Source organism: Vibrio sp. 99-70-13A1 (assembly GCF_013114625.1).
Taxonomy (GTDB): Bacteria; Pseudomonadota; Gammaproteobacteria; order Enterobacterales; family Vibrionaceae; genus Vibrio.
Genome location: NZ_VTXD01000008.1, coordinates 113,977 through 129,530, shown reverse-complemented (window position 1 = coordinate 129,530; position 15,554 = coordinate 113,977). Strand labels below are relative to the sequence as shown.

Annotated in this window: 15 protein-coding genes; 6 read left to right on the top strand and 9 right to left on the bottom strand. The window is 42.0% G+C overall.

The genetic code is table 11. The features are described 5' to 3' along the window. The first annotated feature begins 104 nt into the window (after positions 1 to 104). Positions 105 to 515: an H-NS family nucleoid-associated regulatory protein gene (locus tag F0226_RS08190; RefSeq protein WP_171735186.1), complete on the top strand. Its 411-nt coding sequence runs from the start codon at positions 105 to 107 to the stop codon at positions 513 to 515. 95 nt (positions 516 to 610) lie between these two features. On the opposite strand, the gene F0226_RS08185 is transcribed toward F0226_RS08190, so the two are convergent. Together F0226_RS08185 and F0226_RS08180 are read right to left on the bottom strand one after the other, a co-directional pair. Beyond that, positions 611 to 1,915: an inosine/guanosine kinase gene (locus F0226_RS08185; RefSeq protein ID WP_171735185.1), complete on the bottom strand. Its 1,305-nt coding sequence runs from the start codon at positions 1,913 to 1,915 to the stop codon at positions 611 to 613. Between the two features lie 103 nt (positions 1,916 to 2,018). After that, positions 2,019 to 2,288, bottom strand: a complete 270-nt coding sequence (locus F0226_RS08180) for a hypothetical protein (RefSeq protein WP_171735184.1) — start codon at positions 2,286 to 2,288, stop codon at positions 2,019 to 2,021. Positions 2,289 to 2,491: 203 nt separating this feature from the next. Between F0226_RS08180 and mnmA the strand changes: the two genes are divergently transcribed. The 3 genes from mnmA (at position 2,492) to purB (ending at position 5,711) form a co-directional block, all read left to right on the top strand. Then, positions 2,492 to 3,628: a tRNA 2-thiouridine(34) synthase MnmA gene (gene mnmA, locus F0226_RS08175; protein WP_171735183.1), complete on the top strand. Its 1,137-nt coding sequence runs from the start codon at positions 2,492 to 2,494 to the stop codon at positions 3,626 to 3,628. Between the two features lie 27 nt (positions 3,629 to 3,655). Next, the gene (hflD, locus tag F0226_RS08170) at positions 3,656 to 4,273 is read left to right on the top strand and encodes a high frequency lysogenization protein HflD (RefSeq protein WP_171735182.1); all 618 of its coding nucleotides are present in this window, start codon (positions 3,656 to 3,658) and stop codon (positions 4,271 to 4,273) included. A 67-nt stretch (positions 4,274 to 4,340) separates the two neighbouring features. Next, entirely contained in the window at positions 4,341 to 5,711 is a 1,371-nt protein-coding gene (gene purB / locus F0226_RS08165) for an adenylosuccinate lyase (RefSeq protein ID WP_171735181.1), read from the top strand. 296 nt (positions 5,712 to 6,007) lie between these two features. On the opposite strand, the gene htpX is transcribed toward purB, so the two are convergent. Continuing rightward, on the bottom strand, positions 6,008 to 6,871 hold the full coding sequence (gene htpX / locus F0226_RS08160) for a protease HtpX (protein ID WP_137372973.1): 864 nt from the start codon (positions 6,869 to 6,871) through the stop codon (positions 6,008 to 6,010). A gap of 274 nt (positions 6,872 to 7,145) precedes the next feature. On the opposite strand from htpX, the gene F0226_RS08155 reads away from it, so the two are divergent. Beyond that, on the top strand, positions 7,146 to 7,313 hold the full coding sequence (locus F0226_RS08155) for a hypothetical protein (RefSeq protein WP_171735180.1): 168 nt from the start codon (positions 7,146 to 7,148) through the stop codon (positions 7,311 to 7,313). A gap of 68 nt (positions 7,314 to 7,381) precedes the next feature. Here F0226_RS08155 and bioD read toward each other — a convergent pair whose 3' ends face one another. The 4 genes from bioD to bioB are packed head-to-tail and all read right to left on the bottom strand — an operon-like array spanning position 7,382 to position 11,104. Beyond that, positions 7,382 to 8,065 carry a dethiobiotin synthase gene (gene bioD, locus F0226_RS08150; RefSeq protein WP_171735179.1) on the bottom strand — a complete coding sequence of 228 codons (684 nt, stop codon included), beginning with the start codon at positions 8,063 to 8,065 and terminating at the stop codon, positions 7,382 to 7,384. Beyond that, complete coding sequence (gene bioC, locus F0226_RS08145; RefSeq protein ID WP_171735178.1) at positions 8,062 to 8,865, bottom strand: malonyl-ACP O-methyltransferase BioC; 804 nt, start codon at positions 8,863 to 8,865, stop codon at positions 8,062 to 8,064. The genes bioD and bioC overlap by 4 nt, the downstream gene beginning before the upstream one ends. Beyond that, the gene (gene bioF, locus F0226_RS08140) at positions 8,866 to 10,065 is read right to left on the bottom strand and encodes an 8-amino-7-oxononanoate synthase (protein WP_171735177.1); all 1,200 of its coding nucleotides are present in this window, start codon (positions 10,063 to 10,065) and stop codon (positions 8,866 to 8,868) included. Continuing rightward, a complete protein-coding gene (bioB, locus tag F0226_RS08135; RefSeq protein ID WP_171735176.1) occupies positions 10,052 to 11,104 on the bottom strand; it encodes a biotin synthase BioB in 1,053 nt (350 codons plus the stop codon). The genes bioF and bioB overlap by 14 nt, the downstream gene beginning before the upstream one ends. 160 nt (positions 11,105 to 11,264) lie before the next feature. Here bioB and bioA point away from each other — a divergent pair, with 160 nt between their 5' ends. Then, complete coding sequence (gene bioA / locus F0226_RS08130) at positions 11,265 to 12,548, top strand: adenosylmethionine--8-amino-7-oxononanoate transaminase (RefSeq protein WP_171735175.1); 1,284 nt, start codon at positions 11,265 to 11,267, stop codon at positions 12,546 to 12,548. Between the two features lie 183 nt (positions 12,549 to 12,731). On the opposite strand, the gene serS is transcribed toward bioA, so the two are convergent. After that, positions 12,732 to 14,039 (bottom strand): serine--tRNA ligase, encoded by a 1,308-nt coding sequence (gene serS / locus F0226_RS08125; protein WP_137372966.1) that lies wholly within the window; start codon positions 14,037 to 14,039, stop codon positions 12,732 to 12,734. A 143-nt stretch (positions 14,040 to 14,182) separates the two neighbouring features. Beyond that, positions 14,183 to 15,532: an AAA family ATPase gene (locus F0226_RS08120; protein ID WP_171735174.1), complete on the bottom strand. Its 1,350-nt coding sequence runs from the start codon at positions 15,530 to 15,532 to the stop codon at positions 14,183 to 14,185. Between the last annotated feature and the right edge of the window lie 22 nt (positions 15,533 to 15,554).

Sequence of the window (15,554 nt, the reverse complement as noted above, 5' to 3'; positions counted from 1 at the left end):
GATGTGTATAAGAGACAGCTTATTAAATGAAATACTATTTGTTTTATTTTAAACCACTGTTTATTATTAGGTAGTTAAATAAAATCATCTTGATGGGAAATATCATGTCAGAATTAACTAAAACTCTATTAAATATTCGTAGCCTTCGTGCATTCTCTCGTGAATTAACTCTTGAGCAATTAGAAGAAGCACTAGATAAACTAACGATTGTAGTTCAAGAGCGTCAAGAATCTGAAGCTGAAGAGCGTGCAGCAAAAGCTGAGCAAGAAGCAAAATTAACAGCGATTGCAGAACAAATTGCAAAAGACGGTATTGATGTAGCAGATCTAATTGCAGCACTTTCTGGTGAAACGAAATCTAAAAGCCCGAAAGCAAAGCGTGCACCACGTCCTGCAAAATATAAGTATGTAGATACAAACGGTGAAGAGAAGACTTGGACGGGTCAAGGTCGTACTCCTTCAGCTATCCAAGACTTGCTTAACTCTGGTAAGTCTCTTGAAGATTTCACTATCTAATTAATTCTTAATTGATTAGTTAGTAAAAAGGCTCCTAGTAGGAGCCTTTTTTGTTTTCTCATTTATATTCAACAGTTACATTTAGAATATATACTCTACCTTTCCCAGTATGCTTCTTCCAAACTGTCTTCACGTTCAGGCAAACCTCGAGATAAACGAGGTGAATGTTGAACTAATACTTCATAGCTTGCACGGTTTGAATATTTACAAACTTGTGAGAATGATGAATAAGTTAAATATGAATGCTGATGCTTGCTTGAATTAGGTACGTTAGATTTATGGTACTTATTCGCAGCCATATCATGAAGCAATGCAGATAATGCAGCATCACCCGCACCATTAGTATTTTTAATTTTCTCAGGACCGCCCATATAAGGTGCAATATGCGAATAAACTTTAATTGGGTTTAAGCATGAATCCTTATGGGCTGGTCGACTAAATTCATAACGGTTAAACTCAGCAATAGAACCAGGCAATAAAGGCAAAGAAGTTTCACGCTTTGCTGAATCTTCAGTGTAACCCGCCATAAATAAGCCTACAGGACCCGCAGTACATAAAACTAAATCAACCAGATCCAATGCTTTATCTGATGCAGCAAGAGGATCACTTTCACCTGTTAATGCTTCAGCTTCATCTTCATTCATCGCGACGACACTAACATGTTGCTCTAGGAAGTCTTTCCAAAATTCAGGGTCATCTTGAATAACAAATTTAGTGCCTAAGGTCAGTACCACAGGCACATCATATTTTTTCGCGTACTCAATGGCTTGCATTGTAGCTTCAGGCATTGGATCACCTGGTTTACAACGAACTAAATATGCAGTTAATACTAAAGCAGATGCATTCTTAAATATTTTTTCTGGAATAGTTTCTGGTTTAAGTTGATTCATTTGACCTTCGCTGATTGCAAAAGTACGTTCACCATCTTCTGTGATTAAAGCGAAACAACGACCAATGGCACCATCCACCCCTTGTAAATGATTCAGGTCCATTCTGCTTGATGTGTTACATAGGTAACGGTAGCCATAACTGCCAATTTTAATATCTTGGCTCATTACACCTAACAAAGTAGAACGATCGTCCGCTAATACAGAGTAGTTATGCAAGGTGTTACCAATTGTTCCACCCGCGTATTCATTGGTAATTAAGCAGCTATCTTTAAGCTCTTGGTATAATGCTTCAGCTGACTTGTCGTCAATAACAAGAGAATGCCCTTTGCTTAGACCATACTTTTCAATAAGGTCAGTACTTACCTTCGCTTCAATATCAACCAAAGTTTGGTCAATACCAATAATATGCGTACGAGACATTTTCTTACTTTCATGTGCTTGGCTAACTAGCGGATCGCGAGCGTGAACAGGAAAATAATGCTTTGATTTACGTTGTCCAGGAAATTTCATAGGGTCAGTCTAAGTCAAGGGGGAAATAGGTGGCGGATTTTACCGCGCTATATTTAACGCGGCAATATTTGAAATTATAGCAAACGTTTGCTTGGTGTTTTTTTTATTCGCCTTCCATAAAGCTTAAGTCTGGAAGCATTCCTAAATGCTCGGCATAGCGTTTTTGGTTAAACTCTGCACCATTTTTCATTACGTCAAACACTTCAATCGCAACTGCACACGCCATTGCAGCAATTGCATCTTCACGCGGTGTCCCAGTCATCATTAATCGCATCAATGTTTCTTTTACTTTAACTGGCTGACCGTCTTCTAATTGATTCTCAATAATTTCAATTAACTGCTCTTCTTGTATAAATTCATTTTGTTCAGACATTTTTTCATCTCAGGTCTTGGATTTCGTGCGACTATGCCACATATACTTCTGACATCCTAGCGAGTCACCTCGCCTCATGGGATTCTTCAAGAAAGTCAGCGTACTATTTGCGCAATTGAAACTGTGATTCTGGTCTCGGATCTGTCACGTCGTTTCTCTTTCTGTTAGAATCTGCGACCAAGTAATTGTAACGGTGTTTAGACATGTCAGATATCAGCTCTGGAAACAGCGAAAAGAAAGTAATTGTCGGTATGTCCGGCGGTGTAGATTCGTCAGTATCGGCGTATCTTCTTCAGCAACAAGGCTATCAGGTAGAAGGCCTTTTCATGAAAAACTGGGAAGAAGACGATAACGAAGAATACTGCACAGCAGCTGAAGATCTTGCTGATGCTCAAGCGGTATGTGACAAGTTAGGTATTCACCTGCATACAATCAACTTTGCTGCAGAATATTGGGATAATGTATTCGAATACTTCTTAGAAGAATACAAAGCAGGTCGTACGCCTAACCCTGATATCCTTTGCAATAAAGAAATCAAATTTAAAGCATTCTTAGAGTTTGCAGATGAAGTATTAGACGCAGATTACATTGCAATGGGTCATTACGTTCGTCGTACTTTCCCAACTCAAGAACAGCTAGACGCTGGGGTAAAACCAGAAATGCTACGTGGTCTTGATAGCAACAAAGACCAAAGCTACTTCTTATATACATTAAGTTCTGATCAAGTTGCTCGTAGCTTATTCCCTGTTGGTGAACTAGAGAAGCCTGAAGTTCGACGTATTGCTGAAGAGCAAGATTTGATCACGGCTAAGAAAAAAGATTCAACGGGTATCTGCTTTATCGGTGAGCGTAAGTTTACTGAATTTTTAGGTAAGTACCTACCTGCTCAGCCAGGTAATATTGAAACACCTGAAGGTCTAGTTATTGGCCAACACCAAGGTCTTATGTACCACACTCTTGGCCAACGTAAAGGTTTACATATTGGCGGCACTAAAGGTGGCGGCGGTAATGAAGATCCATGGTTTGTTGGCGAAAAAGATTTAAAACGTAATGTTTTAATTGCCGTTCAAGGTAAAGATCACCCTCTTCTTAAATCTGAAGGGTTAATTGCTTCGCAATTACATTGGGTGAACCGCACTGCAATTACCGATGTTATGAAGTGCACGGTAAAAACACGTTACCGCCAAACTGATATTCCTTGTACAATCATCCCTATTGATGATGAGAATATTAAAGTCATTTTTGATGAGCCTCAGATTGCAGTGACGCCAGGTCAATCTGCAGTCTTTTACCAAGGTGAAGTTTGCCTTGGTGGCGGTATCATCGAAAAACGCATCTAATACAATAATTCAACAAGGAGTTACTACGTGGCTAATACACTTTATGATCGTACCATTGCTTTTGCTGGAATTTGCCAAGCTGTGGCATTAGTTCAACAAGTTGCGAAAGACGGTCACTGTGATAACGATGCCTTCGAAGCCTCTCTCAATGCGATTTTAAATATCAACCCAGTAAACACTGTGGGTGTATTTGGTCGTGAAGCGAACCTAAAACTAGGCTTAGAATGCCTAGTAAAAGGGATTGATAGTACTCCTGCTGGTAGTGACATTACTCGTTATATTATTAGTTTAATGGCGCTAGAGCGTAAACTTGCAGGCCGGAATGATGCAATGTCTCAACTGGGTGATCGCATTCAAATGGTTGAGCGCCAAGTTGAGCATTTTGACTTATTTGATGACCAAATGCTAAGCAACCTTGCAAGTATCTATTTAGACGTTGTCAGCCCTATTGGTCCTCGAATTCAAGTTTCTGGAACACCTTCAGTGTTACAACAGACTGCTAGCCAACACAAGGTAAGAGCTTTGCTCCTTTCGGGTATCCGAAGTGCGGTACTTTGGCGCCAAGTTGGCGGAAAACGTCGCCATCTTATTTTTGGTCGTAAGAAAATGATCGAGCAAGCTCAGATCCTTTTAGCAAGAATTTAATTTTAGCTCGCTTTATTGCGAGCTTCTTTATTTCCCCCTAACTTATTTAAATATCTAGGAGATTCACATGGAATTGTCAGCATTAACTGCTGTGTCACCTGTAGACGGTCGCTACGGAAGTAAAACAATTTCTCTACGCAGTATTTTTAGTGAGTACGGCTTACTAAAGTACCGTACTGTTGTTGAAGTTCGCTGGCTTCAAAAATTAGCCGAAACGCAATCGATTGCGGAAGTGGCTACTCTAAGCGCAGAAGCGAACCAATTCTTAGATAACATCGCTGCTAACTTCAGCGAAGAAGACGCAATGCGTATCAAGGAAATTGAACGCACAACAAACCACGATGTAAAAGCAGTGGAATACTTTCTAAAAGAGAAAGTAGCAGACGTTCCTGAACTTCACGCGATCAATGAATTCATTCACTTCGCTTGTACTTCAGAAGATATCAACAACACTTCGCACGCTCTTATGCTTAAAGAAGCTCGCGATACTGTTATTCTTCCTGAGATTCGCAACGTTATTGATGCGATTAAAGCACTTGCTTCAGAATACCGAGATATTCCTCTTCTTTCTCGTACACACGGTCAGCCAGCTTCTCCATCTACTATGGGTAAAGAAATGGCGAACGTTGCGTACCGTATGGAGCGTCAATACAAGCAAATCGAAAGCGTTGAGATTCTAGCGAAAATCAACGGTGCAGTAGGTAACTACAATGCTCACCTATCGGCTTATCCTGAAGTTGATTGGCACCAATTTAGCGAAGAGTTCATCACTGAATCTCTTGGCGTAACTTGGAACCCATACACAACTCAAATCGAACCTCACGATTACATCGCTGAGCTTTTTGACGCAATTGCACGTTTCAACACTATCCTTCTTGACTTCGACCGTGACGTTTGGGGCTACATCGCTCTTGGTCACTTCAAGCAGAAGACTATTGCTGGCGAAATCGGCTCTTCTACCATGCCGCATAAAGTTAACCCAATTGACTTCGAAAACTCTGAAGGCAACCTTGGTCTAGCGAATGCTATGTTCAGCCACCTTGCACAAAAACTTCCAGTTTCTCGCTGGCAGCGTGACCTTACTGACTCTACGGTTCTTCGTAACCTAGGTGTGGGTGTTGGCTACGCAATCATTGCATATACTTCGACTCTGAAAGGTATTAGCAAGCTTGAAGTTAACCGTGCTGCGCTACTTGCTGAGCTAGATAAGAACTGGGAAGTATTGGCTGAACCAGTACAAACAGTAATGCGTCGTTACGGCATCGAGAAGCCATACGAGAAGCTAAAAGAGCTAACTCGTGGTAAACGTGTAGATGGCGAAGGCATGCGTGCATTTATCGATGGTCTAGAGATCCCTGAAGACGAGAAAGTTCGTTTAAAAGAGATGACACCAGCTAACTACATCGGTCAAGCAATCGAGCTAACTGACAAGCTGTAAGATTCGATTTACGAATAATATTTTTACAAAGGCTTCCTATATGGAAGCCTTTTTGTTGCACTGAACAAACCGTATAAAAAGCACTCTCTGATTACAGAAGACAAGGTGCTTTTTCCTAATTTACCTATTCTCCTCAATCTATTTAATTGCGTAGCTCGCTGTAACCAAAACACGCACCCCTTAAATAATTGTTTTTTGACGCCTAGATCAAAAAAGGCCTCCAGAAGGAAGCCTTTCAGTTAGATATTGTCGCCTAGCGACTGCGAATTACTTAGTAATCACATGTTACATAGCAATTACATGTTACGTAGAGACTCAATACGCTTATCTAGCGGTGGGTGGCTCATTAGTAGCTCACTAAGAGATTTCTTACCGTTGATACCAAACGCCATCATAGAGCCTTCTAGTTGTGGTTCATGGCTGACCTTTAAACGCTCTAACGCAGCAATCATTTTCTCTTTACCCACTAATTGAGCTGCGCCAGCATCTGCGTAAAATTCACGATGACGGCTGTACCACATAGTGATAAAGCTCGCTAGGAAGCCAAATACTAGTTCAAGAGCGATAGACACACCAAAGTAGACCATCATGTTACTGCCACCTTCTTCCTCGTCATCATTCGACGCTACAATATTCGCAATAAAGCGAGACAAGAAAATAACGAATGTATTCACAACACCTTGCATCAATGTCATCGTAATCATGTCGCCGTTAGCGATATGACTAACTTCATGCGCTAGAACAGCTTCAGCTTCATCACGAGTCATGTTATGCAGTAGCCCCGTAGATACTGCGACAAGTGAATCATCACGTTTAGCACCTGTTGCGAATGCATTAATGTCTGGAGAGTCATAAATCGCGACTGTCGGCATACCAATACCAACTTGCCCTGCTTGACGACTTACCGTTTCCATCAGCCAATGTTCTGTTTCATTTCGAGGGCTCTCAATAACCGAGCCTCCAACTGAACGTAACGCCATTTTCTTTGACATTAACAATGAAATGAACGAACCACCAAAACCAAATACAGCAGCCATCACCAATAGCCCAGATAGGCTACCTGGCTGCATCCCCGTTACAGCATAAACAATATTCAATACAATACTTAGTACCAATACAACCGCTAGGTTGGTTGCAAGGAACAACATTACTCGCTTCATTACTTTTCTCCGCATGAAAGCTGTTTTTTATTAAAACTTATCGTTATAACAAGAAGACTACCAATTGGTAACACTCTCGAATATTTATTACTTATACATATAGTCTAAGATTTAGAAAACAAGGTTAAGCATTAAATTGCAACATTTGATTACGAGACTACATTCCATTAACTTTTGTCTATTAGACCTAAGTAGTATGGCGATGATAAAACAATCAGTCTAGAGTAGCAGCCATGTTAATGATTGGCTTGTCCATGTAATAAAAGGAAAGATCATGGCTGAAGGGAATAGCTTCCAAATGGCAATAGATTTATTGTGCTGCCATTTAGGTATATCTGAAGAAGAAGCAAAAAAGCAGATTGGCGTTCAACCTACACAGGATATCCAAATACAGATTTCTGAAACTCAACAAGCACTAATGGGTTTAACGCAAGACAGATAGTCACATATATAAAACAACAAAAGGGCTGCAATCGCAGCCCTTTTGTTATTTATGTTTTCAGCATTAGCCTACAAAGCTAGTAATGGTGAAACGTCAATATACTTACCGATGTTCTTTGACTTCGCTTTTGGTACGTAAGGGATTTCACCTAATTTCGGCGCACCTAGCTTGTCTTCAAGCATCGCAATAATATCCGCATAATGCTCTGTCCCTGGATTGATTCGGTTTGCTACCCAACCAACTAATTGCAGCCCATCAGCACGAATAGCTTCTGCGGTTAATAAAGCATGGCTAAGACAGCCAAGTTTAATCCCAACCGTTAGAACCACTGGTAGTTTTTCTGCTTTGACCCATTTAGACAAATACTCGTCATCTGAAATTGGCACGCGCCATCCACCAGCACCTTCAACTAATACGATGTCGGAGTTTTCCTTATGCTCAGCCAATTTATCACTTAACACACTTTCTTCGATTACCACACCATCGTGCTTCGCAGCAATGTGAGGAGAAGAAGGCAGAAGTAACGCATAAGGATTTACATCTTCATAGGCAATATCTTGTGTAGCCGCTTCTTGTAAATGCAAAGCATCACTATTACGTAAACCCTCAGGATATTCTTCACATCCTGCTGCAACTGGCTTATAGCCAATTGTTGATAATTCTTTTGCAGCTAAAGCTTGAAGAATTGCTTTAGATACAACTGTTTTTCCCACTTCGGTATCCGTACCTGCAATAAATAATGCATCAATCATAATTTAATAACCCCTAAACAAACTTGATATGTTGCTGGTAAGAAACCTTGATGGCTTTGAAACTCTCGATATTCTTTCTCGACAAGTTGCAACATTCTGCGACTTGTTAAACCGTGTGAGCGACCACTTACATGAGTAGCCCCGATTCCCTTAAGGTCTCGCATCAACTCTAATGCAGTGTCGTACCAAACTGTGATAGAGGGCAAGTCTAGTTGATGAGCCCCACACCTAGATTGCGCTAACGCAATTTTTACCTGATTCTCAGAAATAAAGTTATTAACGTGTTGATGTGTGTCAATTTTATTCCACGATTTTTGCAACTCAAACAGTGAGCCATCTAGCAAAGTGGAAAATAAAACGCTTCCTCCACGCTTCGTCACTCGTTTTATCTCGCGTAAAGGCACAGATAAATCATCACACCACTGTAATGCTAAGCTTGAAAAGACAATATCAAAACTATGGTTTTCGAAAGGAAGTTGTTCAGCATCTGCTTTCTGATAAAGTGAAACCTGGCCACCACACCTTAGCTTCGACTGGTTTAGCATCTCTTGAGAAAGGTCTGCACATACTACATCCGCTCCCCTCGATAATAATTGAGCAGAAAAGTATCCAGTACCACAACCTAGATCGAGTACTTTAAGCCCAGACAAATCATTAGGTAATTTGTCTAGTAGTCGATGACCGACATCGCGCTGAAACTCAGCATGTTTATCATAAGTGGTTGCTGCTTTGCCAAAAGCTTCAGCAATCGCACTCTTATCTTGGCCTATGTAATCATTCACTACTGCTTCTTGTGACATTTACTGAGCCTTATTGTTTGTTTCGATCTTTGATTCAAAGCTTGATTCGATGTTTCGTTCGATAGCTTGAAGCAACGAGCTTGTTAACTGAAGAACTTGTTTTTGAGTATGGCTTGCCGTTAGCGTAATACGTAAACGAGCAGTTTCAGCCGGCACCGTTGGTGGTCTTATCGCGGTGACCCACACTTGATCACGCTTTAACTCTTCTGCAATAGATAACGCCGTTTTGGCTTCGCCAACCAAAAAAGGTTTAATGGGGGTCTGAGTATCGATAAACCCTTCAACACCATTCATCTGTTCTGAATAAATAGCACCAAGCTCCAAGAGTTTCTCACGACGCCACTCTTGCGTTTGAATCATTTGGCAAGCGTAAGACAGAGCCACAGCTTGCGAAGGCGGCATTGCTGTTGAATAAACATGGTGTCGAGCAAACTGAGTTAAGTAATCACCCAACTCTGCCGAACACAGAATAGCGGCACCAGAAAGACCGAACGCCTTGCCAAAAGTCACGACCAGAATGTCGGGCGTTATTTGTGCTACGTTACAGCTCCCCGCCCCTTTTTCACCCAGCACACCGATGCCATGGGCATCATCAATGGCGAGCCAACTGTCGTATCGATTAGTAAGGTTAGATATCTGGCTAAGAGATGCTTGATCCCCATCCATGCTAAACACACCTTCAGTCACAACTAGCGATTGAGGAGTTCGGTTCAACAGCGACTCTAGATGCTGTGTATCATTGTGCTTAAAGCGTTTCATTGTTGCAGGGGAAAGCATACCCGCTTCCATCAAAGAAGCATGGTTGAGTTTGTCTTGCAGCAGAAAATCGTCTTTCTCGAGAAGAGAGAACAACAAAGCTTGGTTAGCACTGAAACCAGAGCTAAATAGAATGGCACGCTCAAAGCCGAGCCACTCGCAGAGCTGAGCTTCCAAATTTAGATGAGCAGGACTAAAACCAGAAACTAGTGGTGATGCAGCACTGCCAGCGCCATACTGAGATAACCCTGTTTGCCATGCATCAACCAATTCTGGGTCATTCGCTAAACCCAAATAATCATTGCTCGAAAAATTAATAAAATCTGAGCCTTCGCTACGAAGCAAAGGACCATTACTATTTTCGAGTACTTTAAGTTGACGACTTAACCCTTGCTCACGACGACGAACAAGGGCTTCTTTAATGCGAGATTTAAACAGTGGCATCGTAGAACATGTCATCTTTTGCTGGACGAGCAGCTACGCGCTCCACCACTTGATCTAACAGTTCATTTTCTTGAATTTCATCTGGCTTTTGAGCCACTTCTTGGCTGTTGATACCCAGTTTTTTGAACAACTGCATATCTGTATCTTCATCTGGGTTTGGAGTAGTCAGTAGCTTGCAGCCATAGAAGATTGAGTTCGCACCAGCCATGAAGCACATTGCTTGCATCTGTTCATTCATGTTTTCACGACCTGCAGATAAACGAACCGCAGACATAGGCATCATGATACGAGCAATAGCAATAAGTTTAACGAAATCGAAAGATTCAACATCATCAACGTTTTCCATTGGCGTGCCTTTTACTTTCACTAACATATTGATTGGCACACTTTCAGGGTGTACTGGTAAGTTTGCCAGTTCAACAAGTAGCCCTGCACGGTCATTGGTACTTTCGCCCATACCGATAATACCGCCAGAACAAATCTTCATACCCGCATCACGTACGTGAGAAAGCGTATCTAAACGGTCTTGGTAAGTGCGAGTAGTAATAATGCTGCCGTAAAACTCAGGAGACGTATCAAGGTTATGGTTGTAGTAATCCAGACCAGCATTAGATAATTCACCGGCTTGCTCTGGTGTCAACATACCTAGCGTCATACAAGTTTCTAAACCCATGTCTTTCACACCTTTGATCATGTCAGTTAGGTGTGGCATATCACGTTCTTTCGGGTTTTTCCAAGCTGCGCCCATACAGAAGCGAGTTGAACCAGCTTTTTTAGCTTTTTGCGCCGCATCCAAAACACGCTCAACTTCCATTAAACGTTCTTTATCCACATCAGTACGATAGTGCGCACTTTGCGGGCAGTATTTACAATCTTCAGGGCAAGCACCTGTTTTAATCGATAGCAAGGTACTGACTTGCACGTGGTTAAGCTCTTGGTACTTTCGGTGTACTAATTGAGCTTCAAACATTAAATCCATGAACGGTTTATCTAAAAGAGCTGTTACTTCAGATACTGTCCAGTTATGACGAACTTCCACGTGTCGATCCTTATCTTTATTTAGTATTACAAGCTCTCATACTTGTGGCCTGCATTTATACTTGGCTAGTCTACCTACAACCATTAGACTGTCAACATAATGAGAATATTAAAAGTTTACATATGGTTATATATTAACCATATAAATTATGGAAGACACTATGGATCTCGCCTTTGATCGCCAGCATATCTGGCATCCGTACACATCGACTCTCACACCTCTGACCTGCTATCCAATCACCAATGCTGATGGGGTTTACCTAGAATTAGAGGGGGGAAAACGAATAATTGATGGCATGTCGTCTTGGTGGTCAACCATTCATGGATACAATCACCCAGTATTGAATGAAGCTGCTCATAGCCAAATTGATAAGATGTCTCATGTTATGTTTGGAGGTATCACCCACCAACCAGCTATTGATTTATGCAAAAAGCTACTTTCGTTAGCTCCTGATAACTTAGAGCACGTCTTTCTTGCAGACTCTGGTTCTGTTGCCGTTGAAGTGAGCTTAAAAATGGCACTTCAGTATTGGCATGCGAAAGGAACGCCAAGATCTAAGTTTTTGACCTTGCGTGACGGCTACCACGGCGACACTTTTGCTGCGATGTCGGTAACAGATCCTGATAATTCAATGCACAGCCTGTATAAAGGCTTCTTGCCTGAGCATATCTTCGCTGATTCGCCAAAAACTGGCTTTTGGGATGAATGGAACCCTAATGACATTGATAGCTTTCGAGAAAAACTGACATCACACCATGGGGAAATTGCAGCAGTAATCTTAGAGCCTATCGTTCAAGGTGCTGGCGGTATGCGTATTTATCATCCTGAATTTCTAAAACAAGTCCGCTTATTGTGTGATGAATTTGACGTGTTGCTTATTCTGGATGAAATTGCGACTGGGTTTGGTCGCACAGGCAAACTGTTCGCTTGTGAACATGCTGAAATTCAACCTGATATTCTATGTTTAGGTAAAGCACTCACTGGCGGCTACATGACCCTTTCTGCCACGCTTGCTAGCAAAGAAGTCGCTGACACAGTGTGTGGAGGTGAAGCAGGATGCTTTATGCACGGACCAACCTTTATGGGTAACCCACTAGCATGCGCGGTAGGTGCTGCAAGTTTATCCATAATCGAAGATGGTCATTGGCAAGATCAAACTAAACAAATCGAGAAAATTTTTTCTGAGCTATTACCGACTTTGAGAAAACACGATCTTGTCAAAGACGTTCGCTGGTTGGGCGCTATCGGTGTTGTTGAAACCCACAAGCCTGTTGATATGGAAACCATCCAAGCTCATTTTGTTGAACAAGGTGTGTGGATACGCCCATTTGGCAAGTTGATCTATATGATGCCTCCTTTCATCTCTAAAGCAGAAGACATCCAAGCTCTCGTTAATGCCATCGATACAGCGCTTCAAGCACCAGAGTGTTTTCAAAATATATGATGCGAGTAGTTAAGCTTTAATACATCAAACTAAAGCCAGTATATCAGTCAGACATGCTAACTTATTAAGGTCATCATTAGTCCTCAATGTATAAACATATTTCAGGACGGGACAGTCAATAGATATAAAAAAGCCCAGCATTTAGCCGGGCTTTTAAGTCAATTTACACGTAGGACGTGAGAATTAACCGATGTGCGTTTCACCGCCCATGTATTTCTGAAGAACAGCTGGTACCGCGATACGACCGTCAGCTTCTTGGTTGTTTTCAAGAATAGCTACCATTGTACGACCAACAGCAAGACCAGAACCGTTTAGTGTGTGTACAAGTTCAGGTTTCTTCTCGCCTTTACGACGGAAACGAGCTTGCATACGACGCGCTTGGAAATCCCACATGTTTGAGCAAGAAGAAATTTCACGGTAAGTCTCTTGTGCTGGAACCCATACTTCTAAATCGTAAGTTTTCGCAGAACCGAAGCCCATGTCACCAGTACATAAAATCACTTTACGGTAAGGTAGCTCTAGAAGTTGAAGAACTTTCTCAGCGTGACCTGTTAGTTCTTCAAGTGCAGCCATTGAATCTTCTGGCTTAGTAATTTGTACTAGTTCCACTTTATCGAACTGGTGCATACGGATAAGACCACGAGTATCACGACCGTAAGAACCCGCTTCAGAGCGGAAACACGGAGTATGAGCAGTCATCTTAATAGGAAGATCAGTTTCTTCGCTAATAGTATCACGCAGCATATTCGTTACAGGCACTTCAGCCGTAGGAATAAGTGACAATGTTTTTAGAGGAACGTCGCTCACTTGCTCAGTCAGAGGGCTAGTGTGGAATAAGTCTTCACCAAATTTCGGTAATTGACCTGTACCAAATAAGCTATCAGAGTTTACAAGGTAAGGAACATACATCTCTGTGTAACCGTGCTCATCCGTATGAAGATCAAGCATGAATTGTGCAATGGCACGGTGCAGGCGAGCGAACTTACCTTTCATTACGATGAAGCGTGAGCCTGAAATTTTCACAGCACTTGCGAAATCCAGACCACCAGACATTTCACCTAGATCAACGTGATCTTTAACTTCGAAGTCGTAAGCTTTTGGCTCACCCCAACGAGAAATTTCAACGTTCTCATCTTCATTTGCACCGTTAGGTACTGAATCATCAGGTAAGTTAGGTACTGCTGATGTGATTTCATCAAGCTTAGTTTGAAGTTCAGCTAAAGAAACTTTTGCTTCATCAAGCTCTGCACCTAAGTTACCGACCTCAGCAAGGATACGCGCAGCTTCTTCATGTTCGCCTTTCGCTTTCGCTTGACCAATGGACTTCGAACGGGAGTTACGTAAAGCTTGCAGCTCTTCAGTTTTTACTTGAAGCGATTTACGCTTTTCTTCAAGTTCACGAATAGTCTCTACGTCAAGAGTGTAACCACGACGTGCTAATTTTGCGGCTGTTTCATCCAGCTCAGTTCGAAGTAATTTAGAGTCCAGCATTGCTAATCCCATGCTTTAGTTATTTGAATATTCAGCGAGTTAACCACTGAATTACTACTAAACCGCCTAAAATGGTTGTAAAACAATCAATTTATGGCAATTTAATCTGAAGATAATGTAGATGTAACGATATCCAAAAAAGCCTAGTTTTCATAGCGCTTTTGTTGGCTTTTTACGTCTAAATCCGAAAGGTAATCTAACTTCTCGCCGATTTTCCCTTCTAAGCCCCGTTTTGTTGGAAAATAGTACTGCGTTGACCCCATCTCAGGCGGTAAGTACTTTTCTCCAGCGGCATAAGCCCCAGGCTCATCGTGAGCATAACGATATTCTTGCCCATATCCCATGTCCTTCATCAAACTTGTTGGTGCATTACGCAAATGATGAGGAACTTCATATTCAGGTAGATTATGAGCGTCGGAAAGTGCTTGTTTCCAAGCGGTATACACTGCATTACTTTTCGGTGCGCACGCTAAATACACGACAGCCTGGGCAATCGCTCTTTCCCCTTCTGCAGGACCGATACGAGTAAAACAATCCCACGCAGACATGGCGACTTGCATAGCTCTTGGATCAGCGTTGCCAATATCTTCAGATGCAATGGCAAGCAAACGTCTTACGATATAAAGAGGGTCACAGCCAGCAGCTATCATTCGAGCAGACCAGTAAAGAGCAGCATCAGGGTTAGATCCGCGGATTGATTTATGGACGGCTGAAATCAAATCGTACCAAATGTCACCTTTGTTATCGAAGCGAGCAACCTTTTCGCCAGCGACTTCTGCCAATAACTGTAGCGTTATCGCTTTCTCACCTTTATCGTTGTCTTCAGCCATGTCATAAAGCAACTCAAGATAGTTGAGCGCCATACGAGCATCACCGTTGACCAATTCAGCAAGGCGATCTAAGACGTTATCAGCAAAATCAGCCGACACATCACCAAGTCCACGCTGTTTATCTTCGATAGCTTGGCGAATGACGAGGGAGATATCATCTGTATTAAGAGAAGTCAGTTTGTAGACACGCGCGCGCGACAACAAAGCGTTGTTTAACTCAAAAGAAGGGTTTTCTGTGGTCGCTCCGATAAATGTCACTGTGCCATCTTCAATATGAGGAAGAAAAGCATCTTGCTGGCTTTTATTAAAACGATGGACTTCATCTACGAACAGAATTGTTCTTCTGCCTGCCTGTTTATTTTCTCGCGCTTTTTCTATCGCAATACGGATATCTTTCACACCAGATGTAACGGCAGACACTCGCTCAACTTCTGCATTTGCATAATTAGCAGCAACTTCAGCAAGGGTCGTTTTACCAGTTCCCGGCGGTCCCCAAAGGATCATCGAGTGAAGATTCCCCGCCTCTAATGCACGGCGTAATGGTTTACCCACACCTAATATGTGTTGTTGACCAATGTATTGCTCGACGGTTTCTGGTCTCATACGAGCAGCAAGGGGACGAAAATCTTCGTCCCCTGCAAAATCTAAGCTGTAATTACTCACTGGTAGTCTCTTAAATAGTGAA